The organism is Sinobaca sp. TMA16-18 (assembly GCF_059510535.1).
Genome location: NZ_JCAKFM010000004.1, coordinates 319858 through 341996, shown reverse-complemented (window position 1 = coordinate 341996; position 22139 = coordinate 319858). Strand labels below are relative to the sequence as shown.

The following is a 22139-nucleotide window of genomic DNA, read 5'->3' as shown; positions in this document are numbered from 1 at the left end:
AACAGACTGTATCAATAAACAGCTGATTGTGGAAAGCCGTTTTGCAATGAAATAACTGTGAAATGGCTTTTTTGTTTGAGATTTTATGCAGACGATAGAGGTACGCTTTTGAAAAGGTATTAATTGATTGCCAAAGCCGGTTATTTTAAAAGGAAAAAGAGTCCGGGAAGGAGAAGTGTACTGTACTATTCAATATTCGTTTGGGCCGGTCTAAACGGAGGAGGTGTGGAATATGAAGGTGCAGCGAATGGATCATGTAGGTGTGGTCGTTAATGATCTTCCAGCGGCTAAAGCCTTTTTTCTGGAGCTCGGACTGGAAGTACTGGGGGAAACGGAAGTGGCAGGCGAATGGGTGGAGCGGATAATCGGGCTGACGGATGTTAGAGAGATGGTGGTCATGCTGGGGGTGCCGGGTGGGGAGGCCAACCTGGAACTGGTTAAATTCTATAGCCCGTTGGATGAAAAGGGGATGCAGCCGTCTTTTGCCAATACGCTGGGCATCCGGCATATTACTTTTGCTGTGGAAGATATTGAGGGCATTGCGGCTAAATTGAAAAAGACAGGCGCAGAACTTTTTGGAGAAATCACAAATTATAAAGACATGTACAAATTATGCTACGTTCACGGACCGGAAGGAATTATTGTGGAGCTGGCGGAGAAAATGGATGAAAAGGAAGTGCAGTGAAATTTGCTGCCTTTCTTTTTTCTGTTTCGATAAACACACAAAAACAGGTATGCCATAATGAGTGTACGGTTAATGGTAATCTGGACCCGACAAGCGAAGAAAAGGAGGATGAAACGATGAATGAATATGGTACACTACATAAGGAAAACGGGCGTTATGCGTTACGGTTTGAACGGTTTTTGCCTTACACTCCGGAAGAGGTTTTTAGTGTTCTGACAAATCCGGATGCCTTCTCCCGGTGGTATCCGTTTGCGACAGGGGAAATGAATCTGAGAGTGGGGGGCGGCATTGCCTTCGATGACGGGGAAGGAACAACATACAATGGTGTTATTACAGAGCTGGAGCAGCCCCAAGTACTTGGTTTCCGTGAAGAGGATGATTTATTGAGCATTGTAATACGGAAAGAAGAGACAGGGTGCCGCATGATTTTCACGCATACGTTTGACGACGATGCGTGGGCAGTGGAGACCGCGGCAGGCTGGCATGTGTGCCTGGATGCCTTTCAACAGCTGGTTTATGGACAGCCGGTGGAATGGAAAGACAATGCAGCGGAGCTGAAAGAATACTACCGGGAAACCCTGAATCGAAACCGTTAAGTAAAGGGAAAGCAGTTGGAATAGATACAGTATGGAGGTTTACGAATGAATAACAACGACATCGTCATTAGAATACGATACGCTTTGGATATAAGAGATCAGGACGTAATGGAAATATTCAAGCTTGGCGGGGTGGATCTCTCCAAAGATGAAGTACGGAAGGTACTTACGAAAATAGAAGAAAGTGACGACGAGGAAGACGACGAAGTGTATGAAGATGACAATCATCTCAAATGCACAAACAGCATGCTCGAGTCCTTTTTAAATGGGCTGATCACGTTCAAGCGGGGACCGCAGACCTCTAAAGACGGCGAACCGATGAAGCCGGACCGGTCGATTAAAAATTACTCGAGTGTGAATAACGTGATGCTGAAAAAAGTAAAAATCGCCCTGCAGCTAACGAGTGAGGACATTGTGGATATTCTGGCCAATGCTGACGTTACGATCACCAAAGGGGAAGTAAGCGGCCTGCTGCGGAAGGAAGGCCATAAGAACTACCGGCAGTTCGGCGATCAGTATGCAAGGAATTTCCTAAAAGGATTAGCAATCAAATACAGAGGATAACAAAAGCGCCTGCTCTATTTTAAATGGAGACGGCGCTTTTTTGTTTCTTGTATCGTTGAAGCGGGATTGGAATTTTTTGTTTATTATTCATATAACCGGGCATAGGATAAGCAAATGGAGGTGATTGGAATGAATCGTACGTTCAAACCGGATGGTTACAATTCGCTGTCCCCCTATTTAATCGTGGACGATGCGCAGAAGCTGATGGAGTTTTTAGAAAAGGTATTTGATGCAAAGGAACTGCGGCGCTATGATAATACGGACGGAACCATCATGCATGCCGAGATCCAGATTGATGACTCGGTAATGATGATCGCAGACGCTTCAGAGCAGTTTCCGGCTGTGAGCCATCTGCTGCATGTGTATGTGCCGGACGTGGACGAGGTATTTGATGCAGCCGTTCAGTCAGGATGCACGTCAATGGAAAAGCCTGTTCAAAAAGGAGACCCGGACAAAAGAGGTACATTTAAAGACTTCTCAGGAAATATATGGAGTGTTGCCACCCAGCAGTAAGAAAGCGGGTAAGCCTTTTAAAAGGTCAGTGACCTTCTAAGAGGCTTTTTTTCATTGCAGCTATCCATACAAAAACATCTTCCAATTTGGTATAGTAATTCTAACGAGAGAACATACATTCTTTACATAGACAGCTTTTATTTCATACATTAGAAAAGAGGAGTGGCAGGGATGAAATTTTTCCATACGGCGGACTGGCATTTAGGAAAGCTGGTTCAGGGCGTGTATATGACCGAAGACCAGGAATATATTTTGGAACAGTTTATCGAAGCGGTCAAAGCAGAAAAGCCGGATGCGGTCATTATTGCAGGAGATCTGTACGACCGGGCGGTGCCGCCGACCGAGGCCGTGCAGCTATTAAACCGGGTGCTGGAAATCATTGCGATCGAGCTGAACACGCCGCTGCTTGCGATCGCAGGCAACCATGACAGCCCGAGCCGCCTGCATTTTGGCCGGGAAGTAATGAAACAGTCCGGCTTTCATATTACCGGGGAACTGAGCGAGCCGTTTCAGCCGGTCGTGCTGCACGATGACGCCGGTGAGGTGCACTTTCACTTAGTGCCGTATACTGATCCGAGCCAGGTGCGGCTTGCTTTCGAGGACGAAACCGTAAAAACACACGACGACGCCCTGCGCGCGATTACGGCAAAAATAGAAGCCGCCAAAGATCCGGATGCCCGCCACGTATTTGTAGGCCACGCGTTTCTTACGTCGCACGGGGAAGAAAAAGAGAACACGAGCACGTCCGAGCGCCAGTTGTCCATAGGCGGCTCAGATCAGGCAAGCGCCGGGTATCTGGACGGTTTTGACTATGTAGCGCTCGGCCACCTGCATCAGGGACATTTCGTCGGCAGGCAGTCGGTGCAGTATGCGGGCTCGCCGCTGAAGTATTCCCTTTCCGAACAGACGCACAAAAAAGGCTATCTGGTAGTGGACATTGCTGCCGACGGTACGGTGGAAGTAGAAAAGAGACTGCTGGAGCCAAAGCGCGACATGTATGCTGTGGAAGGCTTTATCGCTGATATTCTGGAGCATGAGATATGTGAAGACTACGTGTTTGTGAAACTGCTTGACGAGACGGTGGTGCTCTCAGCCATGGAGAAGATCCGCTCGGTCTATCCGAACGCCATGCACGTGGAACGGGAATTTCCTACGTTGTCTGTGACCGATTCGGAAAGTACGCTGAAAGACCGTACGAAGATGAGTGACTTCGCGCTGTTTCAATCGTTCTATGAAGAAGTGCGAGGCTCGGAAGCAACGGAAGCGACCGAGCAGTTATTCCAGGATGCGCTGCAGGCGCTGAATGTGAAAGAGGGGGAGCGGAAATGAAGCCATTAAAAATAAAAATGACCGCTTTCGGTCCGTATAAAAATCAGGAAGTGATTGATTTTGATGATCTGCAGAACCACAAGCTGTTCGTGATTTCCGGAAAAACCGGCGCGGGCAAAACGTCGATTTTCGATGCGATCTGCTTTGCGCTTTACGGGGATGCCAGCGGGGAAGACCGCAGCGACATCCGCTCGATGCGCAGCCACTTTGCCGAGGACGACCTGCATACCTCCGTTACGTTTGAATTTGAACTCAAAGGCCGCGCCTACCGGGTATTCCGCCAGCTCGGTCATGTGAAGCAGGGAAACAAAAGCGGCACCGGGGACAAGTATGAACTCTATGAAATTACGGACGGGCAAGAAGTGCCTTTAACCGATCGCTTTATCGCCACCCAGGTGAATGAAAAAATCCAGTCGATTATCGGCTTAACGAAAGACCAGTTCAGCCAGATTGTGATGCTGCCGCAGGGGGAGTTCCGGAAACTGCTCACCTCAGAAACAGAAAACAAGGAAGAAATTCTGCGGAAAATTTTTAAGACAAGCTTTTATAAGCGGGTCGTCGATCATCTGGACGGCAAACGCAAAGACATCCAAAAGCAGTTCGACGGCCAGAAGCGCACAAGAGAGATACATATTGAAAATGCGAAAGCGTCTCTGCCACAGCGGGACGCATCGGCGTTTTTTAACGTTCTCGCGCAGGAGCATTACAATACGAACCAGGTGCTGGACGGGCTGGAGCAGGAAATCTCGTTTTACGAACAGCAGCAATCGGACACCTACCAAACGTTCCAGGCCAAAGCAGAAAGCGCCAAAAAAGTTGAAGTCCAGTTTCATCAGGCGCAGGAATTGAACAAGCGCATCGATACGCTGGCAGAAAAGCAGCGGGAACAGCAGCATCTCGAAGACAAGCAGGAGCAGTTTGCCGCAAAGGAACAGCAGCTGCAGCTTGCCGAGAAAGCCGCGCAGCTGGAAGTATATGAAAAGCAGGCAGTGGAGATACGGGAAGAAGCAGCACGTAAACGAAACCAGCAGGAACAGGCAAGATCCGCGTATAACAGTGCATCCGAAAAGCAGAAGGCTGCCCAGGCTTTGTTTAACGAGGAAGAAAACAAAGCGCCGCTCCGGGAGGATACGAGAAAAGAACGGGACCGCCTTGAATTACACCTGCCCACGGTACAGGAGCTGGAGAGTAAAAAGCAGAAAATCCGGCAGTTAAAAGTCGAAGAAGAAACGCTTTCCAAACAGGCAGAAGCGGGCGAACGGGAGGTTCAGCAGGCAAGAGCGGAACTGACTAAAAAGCGGGAAGAACTGCAGCCGCTCGAAGAAAACGTCCGCTCCCTCCAGGAGAAAACAGAACAATTAAATGACCTCCGTACTGCTGCTACGATTATGAAAGAGTACTTAAAAAAACAGGCGGCGAAGCATGAGGCAGGAAAAGAAGTATCCGCATTTAAGGCCGTTTATGAAAAAGAAGAACAATCGTTTGAACAGCTGGAGGAGCGCTGGCTCAATGGACAGGCCAGTATCCTGGCGGCGGATCATCTGCACGATGGAAAGCCCTGCCCGGTCTGCGGGAGTGAAGAACATCCGAAGTCTGCGGTGCTGACAGATGATATTCCTGGTAAAGAGGAGCTGGAAGCAAAGCGCCGCGAGAAAAAGCAGAAGGAAGGGGATTTCACGAACGCCCAGGCGAAAGCACATGCGATACAGGAGCAGGAGAACGAAAAAAAGCAGGAATTGATCGATAATGGTTATAATCCCGAAAGCGCAGAACAGGATTTTCAAACCATTTCCAGACAGGGCATTGAGCTGAACCAGAGTATTCAGCAGCTGAAAAAAGATCAGGAAACGATAGATGAGTTAAGGGAAACAATTAGAAAAAACGATAAAGCGCTTGAAACAAAGGTAGAAGAGCAGAAAAAAATGACGGAACGGCTTTCCAATCTGCGTGCCGATTATAAGACGGAAACATCGCTGTATGAGCAGAGCATTGCTTCGATTCCGGAAGAACTGCGCTCCCTTACGCACCTGAAACAAAAAATCGAGGAAACAACCGCAACGTACGAAAAGCTCGAAGGCGAGTGGAAGCGGGCGCAGGAGGCTAGAGATAAGGCAAAGGAAGCGCTGCTTACCGCAGAAGCAAACGTCAAGCATACCGAAGAACAGCTTCAGGAAGTACAAAGCAAGCTTGAAAACGTACAGAACACCTATGAAGCAGCGCTGGAGAAGGCCGGATTTTCCACGGAAGCCGCCTATCAGGAAGCCAAGCTGCCACTGGAAACGCGGGAAGCGCTGCAGCAGGAAGTAAAGGATTATCATACCGCCGTGCAGACTGTCGCGGTCCAGGTGAAAGACCTGCAGAAGGAATTACAAGACCGGGAACGAGTCGACCTGCCGGCGCTGCAGGAGAAGCTGGGTGCACTCAAGCTGGAAATGGAAGAGGCAAGAACGGCGCAACAGCAGGCGAAAAGCTATCTCAATAATGCCGAACTGGGCAGGGAGAAAATTGCCGCTGCCGAAAAGGAACTGGCGGACGTAGAACAGGAGTTTCAGCTGATTAAAGACCTGTATGACGTGGTGCGCGGGGAAAATACGAAAAAGATCAGTTTTGAGCGCTACCTGCAGATTGAATTTCTCGAACAGATTATTCATGCGGCCAACGAACGGCTGAAGCGCCTCGCAAACGGCCAGTACTACCTGATGCGCAGCGACCGTCTGGAGAAGCGGGGCAGGCAGAGCGGGCTCGGCCTCGATGTGCTCGATAACTATACCGGACAGGTGCGGGACGTAAAGACGCTGTCCGGGGGCGAAAAGTTCAACGCCTCCTTGTGCCTTGCGCTCGGCATGGCAGACGTGATCCAAGCGTACGAAGGCGGTATTTCGATTGAAACGATGTTCATTGACGAAGGCTTCGGCTCCCTTGATGAGGAATCCCTGCAGAAGGCGATCGATACGCTCGTTGACCTGCAGCAGTCGGGACGCATGATTGGCGTGATTTCCCACGTGCAGGAGATGAAACAGGTAATTCCTGCGACCCTGGAAGTGAAAAAGACAAAAGAAGGATACAGCGAGACGAGGTTTGTATTGAATTAAAAGAAACCTGTCTCTTTGCACGAACGCATGAGTCGTGTAAAATATACAGGGCTAAGAAAAATAAAAGGACAATATAAATAGATCTGTTTTTAAATAGAGACTATATAGATGAAAGGATTGGAATGGAAATTATGAAAGAAAACTTTTGGCGTGACCTGCCGCGGCCGTTTTTTGTATTGGCGCCGATGGAAGACGTGACGAACGTCGTGTTCCGCCATGTAGTGGCGGAAGCGGCCCGGCCTGATGTGTTTTTTACCGAATTTACCAACACGGAAAGCTACTGCCACCCGGAAGGGATCTTCAGCGTGCGGGGACGCCTGACGTTCACAGAAGACGAGCAGCCAATGGTAGCTCACATATGGGGAAACAAGCCCGAGCATTTCCGGGAGATGAGCATCGGCATGGCGGAGCAGGGCTTCAAGGGAGTCGATATAAATATGGGCTGCCCGGTACCGAACGTGGCGGCCAAAGGAAAAGGGAGCGGCCTGATCCGCTATCCGGATAACGCAGCCGATATTATCCAGGCGGCCAAGGCGGGCGGTCTGCCGGTGAGCGTAAAGACAAGACTCGGCTACACGAACGTCGACGAGTGGAGAGGCTGGCTGACGCACGTATTAAAGCAGGACGTCGCCAACTTATCGATACATCTGCGCACGAAAAAGGAAATGAGTGCCGTCGAGGCGCACTGGGAGCTGATTCCGGAAATCATGGCTCTTCGGGACGAAATAGCACCGGACACTCTGATTACGATCAACGGCGATATTCCGGATCATCAGACCGGGATGGAACTTGCCACAAAATACGGCGTGGACGGCGTCATGATCGGACGCGGGATTTTCACGAATCCGTTTGCGTTTGAAACAGAGCCCAGAGAGCACAGCAGCAAGGAGCTGTTTGATCTGCTGCGCCTGCATCTGGATCTGCATGACAAGTATTCCACCGAAATTGAGCCGATTTCCTTCAAGCCGCTCCGCCGCTTCTTTAAAATATACATCCGCGGCATCCGCGGGGGCGGGGAACTTCGCAATCAGTTGATGAATACCGAGACGACGGATGAAGTCCGGGCTCTGTTGAATGAATTCGAAGCTGGCACGATGAAAGAAAAACAGTTGAATTCGTAAGTGTACAAAAAAAGCCCACTGGATATTCCGAAGACAAAGGAGTATCCAGTGGGCTTTTTTATATTTCTCTTATTTATTTCTATATTACTACTATATAGAATAGTAAGGCAACGAGTATCACGTCGATTTGCATCAATAATAATTCAAAAGTACTAGTTAAATAAACTTAAATCCTGTATAATTTCCTTTATATAACATTTATTTAGTTATATTATCTCAATAATAAGTAAAGGAGGTAAATTCATGGAAAGAAATCATTATGAAGTTTTAGGTCTTTCTTTTGGAGCAGATTATAAAGAAATAAGAAATGCTTACTATTTAAATGTAAGAAAGTATCCTAATGAAACTTCCCCCGAAAAATTTGAAATGATTAGTAAAGCGTATAAAGTTTTAAAAGATTCTAACCTACGCGAAGAATACAATTTAATGATTACACATGGGGATAAAATTGAGGAGGTTTCTATGAAAGAACCAGATAAGCATCCTTGGGACGATTTATCTATCTTTGAAATAGCTGTAGGATTTTTTATTATAGGATTTATTATTGGTATACCATTGATGCTTTTAGGATTATAACTATATTGGAGCGATGGATAAAGAAGAAAGGACTTCCTCAAATCGGTGGGTAGGTTCTAAATCGTATAAGGTTTGCAGATCAAACAGGCTTTCTTGTCGAATATACATAGGCATGGGGGTTTCCACCAATCTCTAGAATGGTGGTCGCAATCTATCCCTTCGAGATTTGGGGAGGTTCCTCCTTTTTTTGATTTCAATCTCTTCCGCCCGTAAGGCTGCGAATTATGAAAGTCATTCTATCTTTTAATATTTTAAATAAAAGCTTTTCGCCACAACTTTAACAAATGTGCGAGAAGCTTTTTTCAGCATTTTTTAGTGAAAAAGCGTGTAGTAATCAGTGAAGGTTTTCATTTTTTGATTAGATACTTCAGTTCAAGAATTCTAATCAGTATCTTTTTTGAGAAATAAAGAAATTTTCTATTTTATTAATAGTTTCTTCATAATCTTCTTTGAATTCATGCTCCCAGATTCTTAATATGTTCCAATTGTTTGCTTTATACCAAGAAGTTACTTCTTTATCCCTTTCTATATTGCGGGCAAGTTTTTGATGCCAAAACTTACTATTAGTTTTAGGCATATTTCCATGTATAGGACATTGATGCCAAAAGCAGGAATCAATAAATACAGCGATTTTATATTTTTTTACTGCAAAATCTGGTTTGCCTTTTAAATCTTTTACATTTCTTCTAAATCTTAGTCCTCTATTGAATAACGATTTGGAAACTTTGTTCTCTAATTGGGAAATAGATTTTATCGCTTTCATATTTTTTTGACGGTCTTTAGAACTTAAATTATCCATAAATGCCTCCTCAATTGACAGTTTTATATATATCTATACAAATATTTACTTTATTACTCATTATAATATATTCACTGATTTGATATACTATATAGTACAAATGGTATATATAGTAATCAATTTATAATAACTTACTAAAATGGTTAGGTCTGCTCCCAGGATTATATATAACTAACGGAGGAATTACTATGAGGATTTTGGACGTGAAATACGATAAACCAAGAAATTGGATAAAAGATGCTAAAAGTAACAATTTTGATTGGAAAAGTATCGCATATGGTGGCAAAGAAACCATCAATGGACTGGAACTTTTTTTAAAGTCCCAAGAGAATAATAATTTTTGGCCTGAATTATCAAAGGAACAGTGGTTCGACTTAGTGGAAAATATAAAAAAAGTTGATGAGGAGAGTATATCAGCTGAAGAAAGAAATCAAGGTGCCCAATTAATTGATAAGGAAGCTGATAATGGAGCACTGGTTCCTGCCGATGATAGATCTTCCTGGCAGTTGTATAAAAAGAATTTAGAGAAAAAGAAATTAAGTCCTGAAGCTGTTGAACAAATCGAAAAAGCCAGTGTATCAATTTTAAGAAGGCTAAGTACGAATACTTCCGAAACAGGACCCATTAAGGGATTAGTTGTCGGAAACGTGCAATCCGGAAAAACTGCTAATATGGCTGGGTTAATGGCTATGGCAGCTGATCACGGATGGAACATGTTTATAGTATTATCAGGCCTTGTTGAAAACCTTAGAAAACAAACCCAGGATCGTTTAATAAAAGACTTGAATCATCCAGGTAATATTTCCTGGAAATCTTTATCAAATGTTAAACGTAATGCTCCTATTGGTGCCCGTGTTTCAGACCTTCATTTTAAAGGTACCAATGATGCACACCTTTACGTGTGTTTAAAAAACAAAAAACGTTTGGAAGATTTATTGGATGCGTTACAGAATGACCTTAATAAATACAGTCAAATGAAAATATTAATAATTGATGATGAAGCTGATCAAGGCAGCATAAATACTGCAGATATGAGTGTGAAAAATGAAAATGAAGAAATAGATCGAAAAGCAATAAATCAACTCATAGTAAATTTGGTAGAAAGTAAAAGTAAAAAAAATAATACACTTTACAAACAACCAACAGCAGTAAATTATGTGAGTTATACAGCTACCCCCTACGCGAATTTTTTAAATGAATTTGGGGGAGAGTCTCTATATCCAAAAAACTTTATTAAAGCATTAAGTACTACTAATGAATATTTTGGCCCGAAAGAAATATTTGGGGTAGAGGGTATGGATGAATTTCAAGGTTTGAATATAGTTAGAGAAGTTGACGATGAAGATAAAGCTGTGCTTAATAAAATTCAAAATGGGGCGCGACAGGAACTGCCTAATTCTTTAATTGAATCTTTATGCTGGTTCTTATGTGCACATTCTTCTTTAAAACTCCATGGATATAAAAAACCTTTAACAATGATGGTTCATACCAGCCAAAAACAGCAGCATCATACCAACATAGCAGAAGGAATTAAAAACTGGCTGAAGACTACAGGAACTGAATTTATTCTTGATAGATGCCGCGAGGTCTGGCATAAAGAAACTGCCCGATTCAATAAAGAGGACTTGGTTACTTCTTTTAAGGAATATAGTGGAGATTTAGATAAAACTTACATCTTTCAAAAGTTTGAAGCTATAAGTGATAATATTCTTACCTTAATACAAGATATTACGCACATACCTTTGGATGAGGATGGAGAACTCACTTATAAAGAATATCTTCATTTATGCGTTGATAACTGCTCAAATAATGGAATAAATGATGAAGGAATGTTTGTAAGGCTTGCTTATCCTTCTGAAGAAAAAATAAAAGAGTTAAATTATCCAGTCGCTTTTATTGTAGTAGGGGGAACTACTCTTTCGCGTGGTTTAACCATGGAAGGATTGATCAGCAGTTATTTTCTTAGAGGCACAAACCAGGCTGATACACTTATGCAGATGGGCAGATGGTTTGGTTATAGACCAAGATATGAATTATACCCAAGAATCTGGATGGAAGCTGATTCAATTGATAAATTTGGATTTTTAGCAACTCTAGAATATGAACTTAGGGAAACTTTATCGGCTTATTCACGTTCACTTGTGGATCCGGGAGAATATGGACCTAAAGTCAAGAATACACCCGGAGTATCCTGGCTGCGTGTTACAGCTGCTTCCAGACAACAGTCAGCAAAAAAAGTATCTTTTGATTTTACAGGAGCAAGTACTCAAACTATTCTATTCGAAGATAATAGAGAAATTCAGCAAAAAAATAAACATCATACTGAAGATTTTTTACACAACTTGCCGAATGGAGAAAGAATAAAAAATCGAATGGTGTGGAGAAATATACATTTTAATGAAATCAAAGAAAATTTATTAAAAAAAATGAATTTCCATGAACGTACGAGAGTTTTTAGTGATAGAGAGCTGCAGCCGTTTATTGAATGGGTGGAGAGAAAAACCGAAGATGGAAAAATTGATAACTGGAATGTCATAGTGTCGGGTACAGCCCCAAGTGGTGAAGATGATTCAAAAAATTGGTTACTTCCTAACGGTGAAGTAGTGGGTAAAGTAACACGAAATAGAAAAAATATAATTACCAAAAACGAGGATATTATTAATATTGGAGTGCTGAGGGCTCCCGTCGATTTATATGCAGATATTGATCCTTCGAGTTTAAAAGATGAATACAAAGACGAATTGGCAAAAGGTAGTCCAAGTATAAAAAAAGTAGGCGAAATCAGGGAGAATGCCGGTTTGAAAAACACACCTATACTAATTATTTATTGTATACATCAACACTCGAAAGTTGCTCCAGGGAAAAATAATGATGAAACTATTAATAAAAGCAGACGGGAAGATTTAAAGGCTTCATCGGACATTATAGGTCTATGTTTAATGATCCCCCAGGAAGATACGACTACTAAAAAGTCTTACGGAGCACTGGAAATTAATATTCCTGAGCTGGCAGATGAGGAGATAGTATAATGGATATAGAAATAGCTCCACATGGAAAAATGTCTGAAAGCGGAAGTTCTTTAATAAGATTAATACAAAACGACGAATTACCAACCTTGGATCTTTTGGTTAGAGAATCTATACAGAACAGTTCAGATGCAGTCTTAAAAGATTCTGATTATCTGGATGTAAGGTTTAATTTAAAAGAGTTTGAAACCGAGAAATTCAGCAGTCACTTTACTGGAATTGAAAAAGAGCTATTAAATAAATATGGGAATCAAATTAATAAAAGTATTGTGGTTCGTGACAGTAAAACTACAGGCTTAAAGGGTCCTCTTCACATTGATGATGTTAAAGGTCGTCACTTTGGAAATTTAATGACGTTAATTTATGAAATAAGTAAACCTCAGCAGAAAGAAGGGTCCGGAGGCTCCTGGGGTCTTGGAAAAACTATCTATTTCAGAGCAGGTATGGGGCTGGTTTTGTATTATAGTCGAATTCAAAAAGAAAACGGAGAATTTGAAAGCCGCCTTGCTGCCTGTTTAGTGGAGGATGAAACGAAAGAGAATACTTTACTGGAATCTGATTCTACCGGACCAAAAAGAGGAATAGCGTGGTGGGGAAAAGAAATCAAACCCAATGAAACTATTCCAATAACTGATGATAATGAGGTCATGCAGATATTAGCAGATATTAATGTTGAGCCTTATGTAGGTATGGAGACAGGCACAGCTGTAATTATTCCATTTATAAATGAAGAAGAATTGATGTACAGTGCCAAAGCAAGCTACCAAGAGATGGACTGGGAAAGATACTGGTGGCTGCATAAAATAGAAGACTATCTAAAAGTTTCTATTCAAAGATGGTATGCACCAAGACTTGGTAACAGGCATTATCAAGTAAATAAAGAAATAAGGGCCTACGTTAATGAGGAAATAATCGATCCGAATTTAATGCTTCCAGCATTTCAAGTCATTCAGGATTTATACAATACTACTGATTATGCGTTTAAGAATGACAGCAAACTATTATTAACGAAAGATAAAATAATAAAAAAATCCATACATCTTAAAAATATTTTTGAAGGAGGAGGAGAGGCAGGGCAGATCGTTTTTGCCAAATTATCGAAAAAAGACCTTTTAATGCTTCCGCCTCATAATAAAGCTTCTCCTTACGAACAGACAAATACGAATTTTAATAATGAAGAATTTAATTCTCCTTTAATCACCTATATTAGAAAACCCGGGATGATTATTAATTATGATGCTGTCGGCAGCTGGATCAACAACATTCAGCCAACAAATGAGAATGAATATATTATTGGATTATTTGTACCAAATGCAGAAAAAGTTTTAAAAAAAGAATATGATCGTCTTACATTGGAAGAGTACCTCCGCGGAGGTGAAAAAGCTGACCATACTTCCTGGAATGACAGAACACTTAACGAAAACAATCCTCATATAGTTTCTAAAATTAAAAATCATGTAGGGCGTAAAATAAATGAGCAATACAAAACAAAAGATGTAATCTCTGGTGAAACAAAAAAGACGGGAATTGGTAAATCTTTGGCAAGTATACTGCTTCCTCCGGAGAATTTTGGTAAAAAACCGAATACACACAAGAAACCTAAAGGTGGAGTCAAGACTAATTTAGAAAATAAAAGCAATAAATCTTCTCTTTCTTTTATTGGATCGCCTATTTTTAAAGAAGGTTCCATTCATATGGATTTTGAGATAGGTATAGGTAAAAATGTAAAAACTACAATTATGGAACTTTTAGTGAAGTCGGAAGGCGGAAATATTAATGAAAAAAATTGGGAAGACGAGAAAGAAATAGGGAGCCCCTTTCCATTATATATTTATCAAATGGAAATAAAATCATTAAAAGTTGATAATGAGGTATTTAATATTTATCAAATGTTTGATTTAAATGTTAAAAATGTTGAATTTAACAGTTTAATTATTAGCTCTAAAAAATCTTTTAGGTATGGGATAAATTGTGGGATACAATTCGAAAAAATGACTGAAAATCCAATTAGCATTATTGGAAGTGTTACTTTTGCTTCCAAAGAAAATAACATAAAAGGGACTATTTCGACTATAGATGAATTGCAGAAAAAAGCAGGTGTAGAAAAATGAGACTACCTTTAAGTTTTTATCCCGAAATAGATGATAAAATTTATCAAAGACTCGGAATAGCAATTGGAGAAACGAGCTTTAGTTACTATCATAATAGTACTCAACCCTTGAAAACTTTATACCCTGAAGAAAGTACATTAAAAGAAACAGTATATTTTGAAGATCCCTATTACAATTGGGAGCCGGATAAGCATAATTTGAAAATAAATCAAAACATAATGATATCCAATCCTTCATTCTTATTTGGTGAAAATGGAGTAGCCCCCATGGAAGCTGAGTTAGCTTTGGGAGTTATATGGAGTTGTAAATCTTCCAATATAAGAAGTGCTTTTGAAGTGATATCATTCGATAGTAAACACAAATCACCACTAGAATGCATGGTAGATCTGAATTTTGATCGTGGTGAATTAAAAAATCAAGTTAATATTCAAGTAGTGATATATATAAAAAATAAAGCAGTAAACGTATCTTCCGAAGAAACAATGCTTGGGAATGATCCAGGCTTGAATTTAGGAATTATCAATCAGCTTACTGTTGTAATCGAAGGAAGCGGTTCAATCTTTCCAATAGTGGAAGTATCGGATAAAAAGATGCCTCTATGGTGGGTGATTTGTTCGTGGACCGATCCCCAGGAAGATTCTTTTGATGAAGAACATTTAAAACTTTGTATAAATAGAGAACATCCCAACTATTATAAAGTGTATGACGGGAAAAATGTTCGTAACTCTCCATTATTCGTAGAAATAATGGCTTCTGCTCTAGAGATTATTATTAATAAAGTGAAAACATCGGATTATTGGAATGATATTATTAAAGGAATAAACAATTCATCCGGCAGTATTGGAGAAGCGGTCTTTTATTTTATTGATACTTTTCAATGGGATCATTCCGAACCACAGCGCTTAAGTATATCCATAAGGAAATATTTGGAGGGAAATATGTAATGGAACAAATAATAAAAAATGAAGGAAAAATGGAAGTAAAAAAAATAGGCAGACAGGAAGCAGAAAGAATTTTTGGTTCCTGGAAAGAAACCCCTCCTGAAGAATTTGACGAATCCAATATAGAATTAAGAAATAAACTTTTAAAAGCTTATTTTGATACTCGTGATTTATTAACAAAGGAAAATAAAGAAACAAAAACTTCAAGTTATGATTTGGATTTAATATTTGGATTGGAGCTTTTTGATATTCTATCTGAATATGAAAATATCAATGTAAGAACCATGGCTGAAAATGATTTTTGGAGGTATTTGTCTTTAGCTGTAGTGCCTGATATCGTCTATAATAGATGGGGATTAAAAGAAAACAGATATTGGAAAGAACCGCGTAGAATATGGTTGAAAGTTTTATGGTGGTATATCTATCTATCATGGCAGGGAAATAAAAATGATACATACAAAGCTCTTGCAGGTAATACTACAGATGAAATTGTTCAGTTAGTTGAAAGAGCAGGTATGAATGGATATCGGGTTAGTTTAACCAGGGAAATTATGCGATCTTATGGAGAAATTGATAAATCACAGAAAAAAAGAAACTCCTCTTTATTTCGCAGACTAATGAAACTTAACACTGCTAAAACAGAAACTATTGAGCCCGCTTTGCATCCAAAAGGAGAAAAAGTATATGTTAAAGAGCTATTCGAATATTTCACAGTCAGTGACTCCGCAGATTATTGATCTTTTTTCAGGATGTGGAGGTTTTGCCTACGGTTTCAAGAAAGCAGGATATGACATAGCAGGAGGGGTGGACATTAATGAGTTGGCCGCTGCTACTGCTTCATATAACCTGCATTGGAAAGATGGAGTCGATAGAGAGCATTATCAAGGAGATATAAAAACTTTTGACCTTGGAGTACTAAAAGAAGAAATTGATAGAAGCAGACCTTTAATGGTGATTGGGGGGCCGCCCTGTCAAGCTTACTCGTCTATTGGGAAAGGGAAGCTAAGGTCGTTAGGTGAAGATAGAGTTCACACAAATGATGCAAGAGGAACTCTTTTTGAAAATTTCGTAGATTCTGTATTGAATCTTAAGGCGGATTATGCAGTTATGGAAAATGTAGTAGAAGCAGTTAATTATGGTGGAGTAAATATACCTGAAACTGTCTGCCAAAGATTTATCGAAAATGGTTACAATGCAAAATGGACAATTTTAACTGCTGCTGATTTTGGGGTTCCACAGATGAGAGAAAGAATTTTTGTCATTGCTTCTAAGCACGCTTCAATAGATAAAAAAATGCTTCCTATACCTACCCATAGAACAAATGATGGAACGGTTCCAAGAGGATATCGAAGAATTAAAAAATTTTTAGAAGCTCCTAATTTTATAGAACCGATAAGACCTGATGAAAACCTTCCTGGATGGGTTACAGCCACAGAAGCTATATCCGATCTGCCTTCACTATATCGGAGTGCAAAAGATAAATACCAATTTTATCCGTTAAATCTGTCTTTTGATTATCAAAAAGAAGCGCTTAATGAATTTCAAAAATTAATGAGAAATAATGGTTTATTAAATAGAGTAACTGCTAATGCATATCGAAAAACAACTAGAGATTTTCCTATATTTGAAAAAATGAATGAGGGAGATAACTACGTTGATGCTCATAGAATAGCTGTGGAAATTTTTGAAGAACATTGTAAAGCTTTCAATATTGATCCACTACACGACAAGGAACTGTATATAAAGGAAAAAAAGCGTATGGTTCCTCCTTATAGTACGGAAAAATTTAAAGAAAAATGGAAAAGAATTAATGGATTGAAACCATCACATACTTTAGTCGCGCATCTTTCTACTGACACATACAGTCATATTCATCCTTGGGAACCTAGAGGTATTTCAGTTAGAGAAGCCGCAAGAATACAGTCATTTCCAGATGATTTTATATTTCAGTGCAGGATGAGTGAAGCTTTTAAGCAGATTGGAAATGCTGTACCGCCGCTTTTGGCTGAGTCATTAGCAGAAAGCTTAAAAAAATGGATATCAAAAGAGGAAGAGCAGGCCGTGAAATAAGAAAGGCGTGAAACAATGACCCAGGCAGAAAACATCAAACATACTTTTGCTAATATTATGGAAGGCAAAGGACAATATTTTAAAGAAAATAATGCTTGGATTTTTATGCTTAGTGATGGCAGTTTTGGTGCTGCTATACCATATAAAGGAAAAAAAATAGCTGAGCATTACGCAAATGTACAGTATTATTCCGGCGACTTACCATTCAATAAAGAAAATTCAGGATTTTTAATTCTTACTTCTTCGTTATATTACCTTAGAAATGAATTTGCTTTAATCTGTGCAGACTTTATAGATTTGGGAGAAGAAGAACAGCACCGGATAAGCATCCAGCTGAAACCTTTTGATTGGTGGGAAAAATGGAAGGCATTGATGGGAAATGCAGTTGTTAATAAAAAGCCATTTAGTATTATTGGAGAATTGACAGCTGTTAAATATCTGCTGGATCAAGGTAAGGAAGTACATTGGAAACCGTCGGATTATTCTACGCTTGATATTGAATCAGAAGGAGAAACATTCGAAGTTAAATCATCAACTACAAGATTTGAACAAAAAATAACTATCAGTAGTCAGTTTCAATTACATGAACCGGACTACATTATCTATTATAAATTTGAAAAAGCTGACCCTGGTATTACGATTAATGATTTGCTGAATGAATTGGAAAAGCGAGGGATGTCAAAACTAATATTAAATGAAGAATTAAGAAAAATGGGTTTTCCAGAAGGTTCTAAGGTGAGAGAAGAAAAGTATAAGCTGCACGAAGGACGTATTTACACAGTAGATGATTCTTTTCCCGGAAAAGAATTGAAAAATTTTATTGATAATATGTCAGATCCATCAATTCTTAAGATTACTTTTGATATAGATCTGGCAGGTATAGCTTACGATAATATTTTAGAATAAATATACATCGAATTATAATATAAAAGCTTAATTGATTGTTGCTATATTTGTATATGATTGTTTAATACAGTTCATATAAATGAATACAATAAAAAAATCCCTTTTTTTAATAGAATGTATTTACAATAATTAAGCTTTTAACAAGTATAAAAAAAAGAAATGACCTAATACGGTTATTTCTTATTTTAATTAATAATTTATTATATTTATGATGCTTATTAAGAAAATTGGAACGAAACAGTTATAAAATCGGTTCGAATTTTGAAAAATATTAAGTTTTAAAAATGCATTGAATGCAATCGAAAAAGCTTTAAATAAGATGAATAAATCAGTATTAAAAATAGGTGATTTTTTACAAGAGGAGGCTCGCAATGAGGAATAAAAGAAAAGTATGGTTTATCACTCGCCCAGAACGCGATCCTAAATTTCATGAAGATGCTCTTCGTGCATTACAGGCAGCTACTCAAAATTTCAATAGAAAGTGGTCTGGAGAGCGTGCCTTACATAAGCATTATGAAGAAGTCTTAGCGAATGAAGAGCTTAAGCGTCAAAACATTAGCAACGATGGATCCGGCGGTCGTACATGGGCTGCTATGCTGCGGACATTTAGCTATATCTATATTGATGACAATAAAAAGCTAAAACCGACAAAAGTGGGGTCAGCTTTGCTGTCAGGAGAAAACATTCGTGAAAATGTTGCAAAACAGATTCTGACATTACAGATTCCTAATGCTTATTTTTTAGACAAAGGATTTCGTCCAAAATTTGAGTCGGATTTCCAAATTCGACCTGCATTCTTCTTGCTTCGTTTAGTAAATCAAAAAGAACTAGATTATTATATTACAAAAGAAGAAATTGTGTTCTTTGCTTTAACAGCTCGTCAGGATAAAGAATTAATGAATGTAACTCAACAAATAAAAAAATTTCGCGAAACAGATATGCTAACAAAAATAGAAATGAAAAAGCAGATTGCAGTTGATTTTGAACACAGAGAAAGATCCGATAAAGCTGCGCGTGACTTTGCTTCTGCCCATGGGGACGTTGCCCATACATATATGATGCTCTGCGATTATACTGAATTGGCTGATTATATAAGAGGTGATGCATTAAGGGTTCCAGTTGAAAAGCAAGAAAGTACTGCAAAAAAATTGAAGGAATTAGATAGACGGTATCCTTTCAGTAAGAGGTATTTAATTTCATCAGAACGTTTTGCTGAACATGCTGGATTAGATGTAGATAGTTTCAAAGCAAGTTCTTACGGTTCGATTGTACCTGCCTCTAACTCGGCTAAAAGTTTACGAATGGTTCATCAGCTTTTAACTGACTATCCTTTGATTCAAACAATATCAGAAAGTGAAATTTCATATATCCTGCAGAAAAAATTACCAGAAAGAGAAGCAAAGAAATATGCAGCTTTATTAGCTGATCCTCAATACTCGGCTTTAAATGAAGATTTTGTTGAATCATATTTAAACGAAAAAAACGACCGGATTTTTGAAGATAAAACGGCAGAAGTATTAAAGGCAATAGGTTTTGAAGTAGAATTACGGCCTAAAATACTTGAAGAAAATGTACAAACTCAAATCGAAATTCTTATTCATACAGATGAAGAAAATATTTGTATTATAGATGCAAAAATGTACCGGCCTAAATTCCCTCTTTCGGCAAATTTAGCTTCTCATATGGGTTCTGAATACCTTCCAAATTATCAAGGGTACAAAGGAAAAAATGTTTCTTCATTCGGCTATATAACTGCTAGTAATTGGTCGGGAGAAAAGAATTTAAAAAAAATTACCGAAAAAGCTAATATCACAATTCCCGGAAGTAATATTAAAGGTGCTTTAATAACAGCAGATACATTATTAGGATTTTTGGATTACTGTCTTGATAATAAGATAGATTCAGAAAAGAGAAAAAGTCTGTTTATGTCTTGCTTCACTAACAAAGGCTATCGAACAGTTACAGAAATGCTGCATTCCCGAAGTTAATAAGTAGCAATAAATTTAGCCAAAGATTCTTTAAGAAGATTCTTTGGCTTTTTGGATGAAATCAGCCACTTCTTCAGTTGTGCCTTCGAGGTCCTCCTTTACTTGATGTTCCCAGATCCTTTTAATTAACCAACCTTTTCTTTTGTAATAATCATTTACTTCTGCATCTCTTTCTTTATTTCTAGAGAGATTTTTATCCCAATAACCCTGGTTACTTTTCGGTTGATTGCCGTGAATCTCACAAGCATGCCAAAAACAAGAATCAATAAAAATGACCACCTTATATTTTTTTATAGAAATATCTGGTTTCCCTATTAAGGTTCGGTCATTTTTACAAAATCGAAACCCCTTGCTTCAAAGCATACGTGAGACTTTATTTTCTAGTTTCGATTGAGATCGAATAGCCTGCATATTTTTCTTACGTTGTTCCTTTGTTAAATTATCCACTTGTATTACCTCCTGTGAATCTATTTTCCCTCGATGCAAGTTATTACACTAAAATTATTTAAATCAATAAATTTAAAAATCATTTTAAATAAAGCTGCAAATTGAAGTAGTTATCGTGTAAAATAGAAGCATATCAGTATGCTAGAACATATATTCGTGTTCGGAGCAAGCTATTCAAGGAGCGATGACAAATGATATTTAAAAAAGGAGAACTCTTTAATGGACCTGGGGGTTTAAGTTTAGCAGCGCATAATGCGGGGTTTATTGATCCTGAAACAGGAGAAGAGTGGGGTATCAAACATCTTTGGTCTAACGATTATGAAATAAATGCATGCAATACTTATCGGTTAAACATATGCGAAGATATAGATGATACTTCCGTTTATAGCGGCCCGGTTGAACAACTGCCAATTGGCAACAAAGATATACTAGGAGATATAGATTGTCTAGCATTTGGCTTTCCATGTAATGACTATAGTGTAGTTGGAGAAAAGCATGGATTAAATGGTGATTTTGGTCCGCTTTATTCGTATGGAGTAAAAGTATTAGTAGATTACCAACCTAAATTTTTTGTCGCAGAAAATGTCGGAGGGCTACAAAGTGCCAATGAGGGTCAAGCCTTCATTCAGATTCTTACAGAGCTTGAAGAGTGCGGCTATAAATTAACCCCTCACTTATATAAATTTCAAACCTATGGAGTACCACAGGCCAGGCATCGTATTATCATTGTAGGAATAAGAAATGATTTGCATAATGCAGGAATAGAATTTAAAGTTCCAGCACCGACTACGCTTGCTTCTACTGAGTTTGTAACTTCTAAAGAGGCAATCATGGATCCGCCGATTCCAGATTACGCACCAAATCACGAACTTCCAAAGCATTCTGCAAAAGTTAAAGAAATGCTTAGTTATATTCCACCTGGCAGTAATGCTTGGTATCCAGGAATCCCGGAGCATTTACAATTGAAAGTAAAAGGTGCAAGGTTAAGTTCTATTTATAAACGTTTAGATCCTGATAGACCAGCCTATACGGTAACCGGCAGCGGTGGTGGTGGTACACATATGTATCACTGGGAAGAGAATAGAGCTCTTACCAATAGAGAAAGGGCTCGACTGCAGACGTTTCCCGATAATTTCCGTTTCGTAGGAAGCAAAGAAGCTGTTCGTAAGCAAATTGGTATGGCGGTTCCGCCATTGGGTGCTCAGATTGTATTTGAAGCTATTTTAAAAACTTTTGCCGGAATTAAATACGAATATGTAGAACCTGATCCAAAGCTGCAACTTGAAAACCTCAAAGGAAAGAAAAAAATCACTATAGATGAGGTCGAGATTTCAAAAGAAGCAAAGCCAACTGTTAAAGTCTAATTGTATAATAC

General features: G+C 39.4%; 17 protein-coding genes and 1 pseudogene. 16 read left to right on the top strand and 2 right to left on the bottom strand.

From position 1 onward, the window contains the following. Nucleotides 1–232: 232 nt before the first annotated feature. The 8 genes from AC5W14_RS10055 to AC5W14_RS10020 all read left to right on the top strand — a co-directional run bounded on the left by AC5W14_RS10055 (nucleotide 233) and on the right by AC5W14_RS10020 (nucleotide 8476). A complete protein-coding gene (locus AC5W14_RS10055; protein WP_496194295.1) occupies nucleotides 233–685 on the top strand; it encodes a VOC family protein in 453 nt (150 codons plus the stop codon). 116 nt (nucleotides 686–801) lie between these two features. After that, nucleotides 802–1281 carry an SRPBCC family protein gene (locus AC5W14_RS10050; RefSeq protein ID WP_496194294.1) on the top strand — a complete coding sequence of 160 codons (480 nt, stop codon included), beginning with the start codon at nucleotides 802–804 and terminating at the stop codon, nucleotides 1279–1281. 45 nt (nucleotides 1282–1326) lie between these two features. Beyond that, nucleotides 1327–1845, top strand: coding sequence for a YehS family protein (locus AC5W14_RS10045; protein WP_496194293.1), 519 nt, complete (start codon nucleotides 1327–1329; stop codon nucleotides 1843–1845). A 129-nt stretch (nucleotides 1846–1974) separates the two neighbouring features. Continuing rightward, on the top strand, nucleotides 1975–2358 hold the full coding sequence (locus tag AC5W14_RS10040) for a VOC family protein (RefSeq protein WP_496194292.1): 384 nt from the start codon (nucleotides 1975–1977) through the stop codon (nucleotides 2356–2358). 171 nt (nucleotides 2359–2529) lie between these two features. Further along, nucleotides 2530–3687 carry an exonuclease SbcCD subunit D gene (locus AC5W14_RS10035; RefSeq protein ID WP_496194291.1) on the top strand — a complete coding sequence of 386 codons (1158 nt, stop codon included), beginning with the start codon at nucleotides 2530–2532 and terminating at the stop codon, nucleotides 3685–3687. Further along, on the top strand, nucleotides 3684–6779 hold the full coding sequence (locus AC5W14_RS10030) for an AAA family ATPase (RefSeq protein ID WP_496194290.1): 3096 nt from the start codon (nucleotides 3684–3686) through the stop codon (nucleotides 6777–6779). The genes AC5W14_RS10035 and AC5W14_RS10030 overlap by 4 nt, the downstream gene beginning before the upstream one ends. 131 nt (nucleotides 6780–6910) lie before the next feature. Next, nucleotides 6911–7900, top strand: a complete 990-nt coding sequence (locus AC5W14_RS10025; RefSeq protein ID WP_496194289.1) for a tRNA dihydrouridine synthase — start codon at nucleotides 6911–6913, stop codon at nucleotides 7898–7900. A gap of 243 nt (nucleotides 7901–8143) precedes the next feature. After that, entirely contained in the window at nucleotides 8144–8476 is a 333-nt protein-coding gene (locus AC5W14_RS10020; protein WP_496194288.1) for a J domain-containing protein, read from the top strand. Nucleotides 8477–8861: 385 nt separating this feature from the next. On the opposite strand, the gene AC5W14_RS10015 is transcribed toward AC5W14_RS10020, so the two are convergent. Beyond that, nucleotides 8862–9275 carry a very short patch repair endonuclease gene (locus AC5W14_RS10015; RefSeq protein ID WP_496194287.1) on the bottom strand — a complete coding sequence of 138 codons (414 nt, stop codon included), beginning with the start codon at nucleotides 9273–9275 and terminating at the stop codon, nucleotides 8862–8864. A gap of 203 nt (nucleotides 9276–9478) precedes the next feature. Between AC5W14_RS10015 and AC5W14_RS10010 the strand changes: the two genes are divergently transcribed. From AC5W14_RS10010 to AC5W14_RS09980, 7 genes are all read left to right on the top strand, one after another. After that, nucleotides 9479–12304, top strand: coding sequence for a Z1 domain-containing protein (locus tag AC5W14_RS10010; RefSeq protein WP_496194286.1), 2826 nt, complete (start codon nucleotides 9479–9481; stop codon nucleotides 12302–12304). Continuing rightward, entirely contained in the window at nucleotides 12304–14412 is a 2109-nt protein-coding gene (locus AC5W14_RS10005; RefSeq protein ID WP_496194285.1) for a hypothetical protein, read from the top strand. The genes AC5W14_RS10010 and AC5W14_RS10005 overlap by 1 nt, the downstream gene beginning before the upstream one ends. Next, the gene (locus AC5W14_RS10000) at nucleotides 14409–15356 is read left to right on the top strand and encodes a hypothetical protein (RefSeq protein WP_496194284.1); all 948 of its coding nucleotides are present in this window, start codon (nucleotides 14409–14411) and stop codon (nucleotides 15354–15356) included. The genes AC5W14_RS10005 and AC5W14_RS10000 overlap by 4 nt, the downstream gene beginning before the upstream one ends. After that, nucleotides 15356–16090: a DUF6339 family protein gene (locus AC5W14_RS09995; RefSeq protein WP_496194283.1), complete on the top strand. Its 735-nt coding sequence runs from the start codon at nucleotides 15356–15358 to the stop codon at nucleotides 16088–16090. Before AC5W14_RS10000 ends, AC5W14_RS09995 begins: the two co-directional genes overlap by 1 nt. Further along, nucleotides 16038–17423 carry a DNA cytosine methyltransferase gene (locus AC5W14_RS09990; protein WP_496194282.1) on the top strand — a complete coding sequence of 462 codons (1386 nt, stop codon included), beginning with the start codon at nucleotides 16038–16040 and terminating at the stop codon, nucleotides 17421–17423. The genes AC5W14_RS09995 and AC5W14_RS09990 overlap by 53 nt, the downstream gene beginning before the upstream one ends. Before the next feature lie 15 nt (nucleotides 17424–17438). Then, on the top strand, nucleotides 17439–18329 hold the full coding sequence (locus tag AC5W14_RS09985) for a PD-(D/E)XK motif protein (protein WP_496194281.1): 891 nt from the start codon (nucleotides 17439–17441) through the stop codon (nucleotides 18327–18329). Between the two features lie 371 nt (nucleotides 18330–18700). Next, nucleotides 18701–20317 (top strand): AlwI family type II restriction endonuclease, encoded by a 1617-nt coding sequence (locus AC5W14_RS09980; protein WP_496194280.1) that lies wholly within the window; start codon nucleotides 18701–18703, stop codon nucleotides 20315–20317. 30 nt (nucleotides 20318–20347) lie between these two features. Here the strand turns inward: AC5W14_RS09980 and AC5W14_RS09975 are convergent. Then, nucleotides 20348–20659 (bottom strand): annotated as a pseudogene (locus tag AC5W14_RS09975) (very short patch repair endonuclease); the annotation flags it as partial. A gap of 296 nt (nucleotides 20660–20955) precedes the next feature. On the opposite strand from AC5W14_RS09975, the gene AC5W14_RS09970 reads away from it, so the two are divergent. Further along, on the top strand, nucleotides 20956–22128 hold the full coding sequence (locus AC5W14_RS09970; protein ID WP_496194279.1) for a DNA cytosine methyltransferase: 1173 nt from the start codon (nucleotides 20956–20958) through the stop codon (nucleotides 22126–22128). The last annotated feature ends 11 nt before the right edge of the window (nucleotides 22129–22139 follow it).

Excerpts from the sequence above, each read along its gene's own strand:
- AC5W14_RS10055 (WP_496194295.1), top strand. The coding sequence starts at position 233 with ATGAAGGTGCAGCGAATGGATCATGTAGGTGTGGTCGTTAATGATCTT.
- AC5W14_RS10050 (WP_496194294.1), top strand. The coding sequence starts at position 802 with ATGAATGAATATGGTACACTACATAAGGAAAACGGGCGTTATGCGTTA.
- AC5W14_RS10045 (WP_496194293.1), top strand. The coding sequence starts at position 1,327 with ATGAATAACAACGACATCGTCATTAGAATACGATACGCTTTGGATATA.
- AC5W14_RS10040 (WP_496194292.1), top strand. The coding sequence starts at position 1,975 with ATGAATCGTACGTTCAAACCGGATGGTTACAATTCGCTGTCCCCCTAT.
- AC5W14_RS10035 (WP_496194291.1), top strand. The coding sequence starts at position 2,530 with ATGAAATTTTTCCATACGGCGGACTGGCATTTAGGAAAGCTGGTTCAG.
- AC5W14_RS10030 (WP_496194290.1), top strand. The coding sequence starts at position 3,684 with ATGAAGCCATTAAAAATAAAAATGACCGCTTTCGGTCCGTATAAAAAT.
- AC5W14_RS10025 (WP_496194289.1), top strand. The coding sequence starts at position 6,911 with ATGAAAGAAAACTTTTGGCGTGACCTGCCGCGGCCGTTTTTTGTATTG.
- AC5W14_RS10020 (WP_496194288.1), top strand. The coding sequence starts at position 8,144 with ATGGAAAGAAATCATTATGAAGTTTTAGGTCTTTCTTTTGGAGCAGAT.
- AC5W14_RS10015 (WP_496194287.1), bottom strand. The coding sequence starts at position 9,275 with ATGGATAATTTAAGTTCTAAAGACCGTCAAAAAAATATGAAAGCGATA.
- AC5W14_RS10005 (WP_496194285.1), top strand. The coding sequence starts at position 12,304 with ATGGATATAGAAATAGCTCCACATGGAAAAATGTCTGAAAGCGGAAGT.
- AC5W14_RS10000 (WP_496194284.1), top strand. The coding sequence starts at position 14,409 with ATGAGACTACCTTTAAGTTTTTATCCCGAAATAGATGATAAAATTTAT.
- AC5W14_RS09995 (WP_496194283.1), top strand. The coding sequence starts at position 15,356 with ATGGAACAAATAATAAAAAATGAAGGAAAAATGGAAGTAAAAAAAATA.
- AC5W14_RS09990 (WP_496194282.1), top strand. The coding sequence starts at position 16,038 with ATGTTAAAGAGCTATTCGAATATTTCACAGTCAGTGACTCCGCAGATT.
- AC5W14_RS09985 (WP_496194281.1), top strand. The coding sequence starts at position 17,439 with ATGACCCAGGCAGAAAACATCAAACATACTTTTGCTAATATTATGGAA.
- AC5W14_RS09980 (WP_496194280.1), top strand. The coding sequence starts at position 18,701 with ATGAGGAATAAAAGAAAAGTATGGTTTATCACTCGCCCAGAACGCGAT.
- AC5W14_RS09970 (WP_496194279.1), top strand. The coding sequence starts at position 20,956 with ATGATATTTAAAAAAGGAGAACTCTTTAATGGACCTGGGGGTTTAAGT.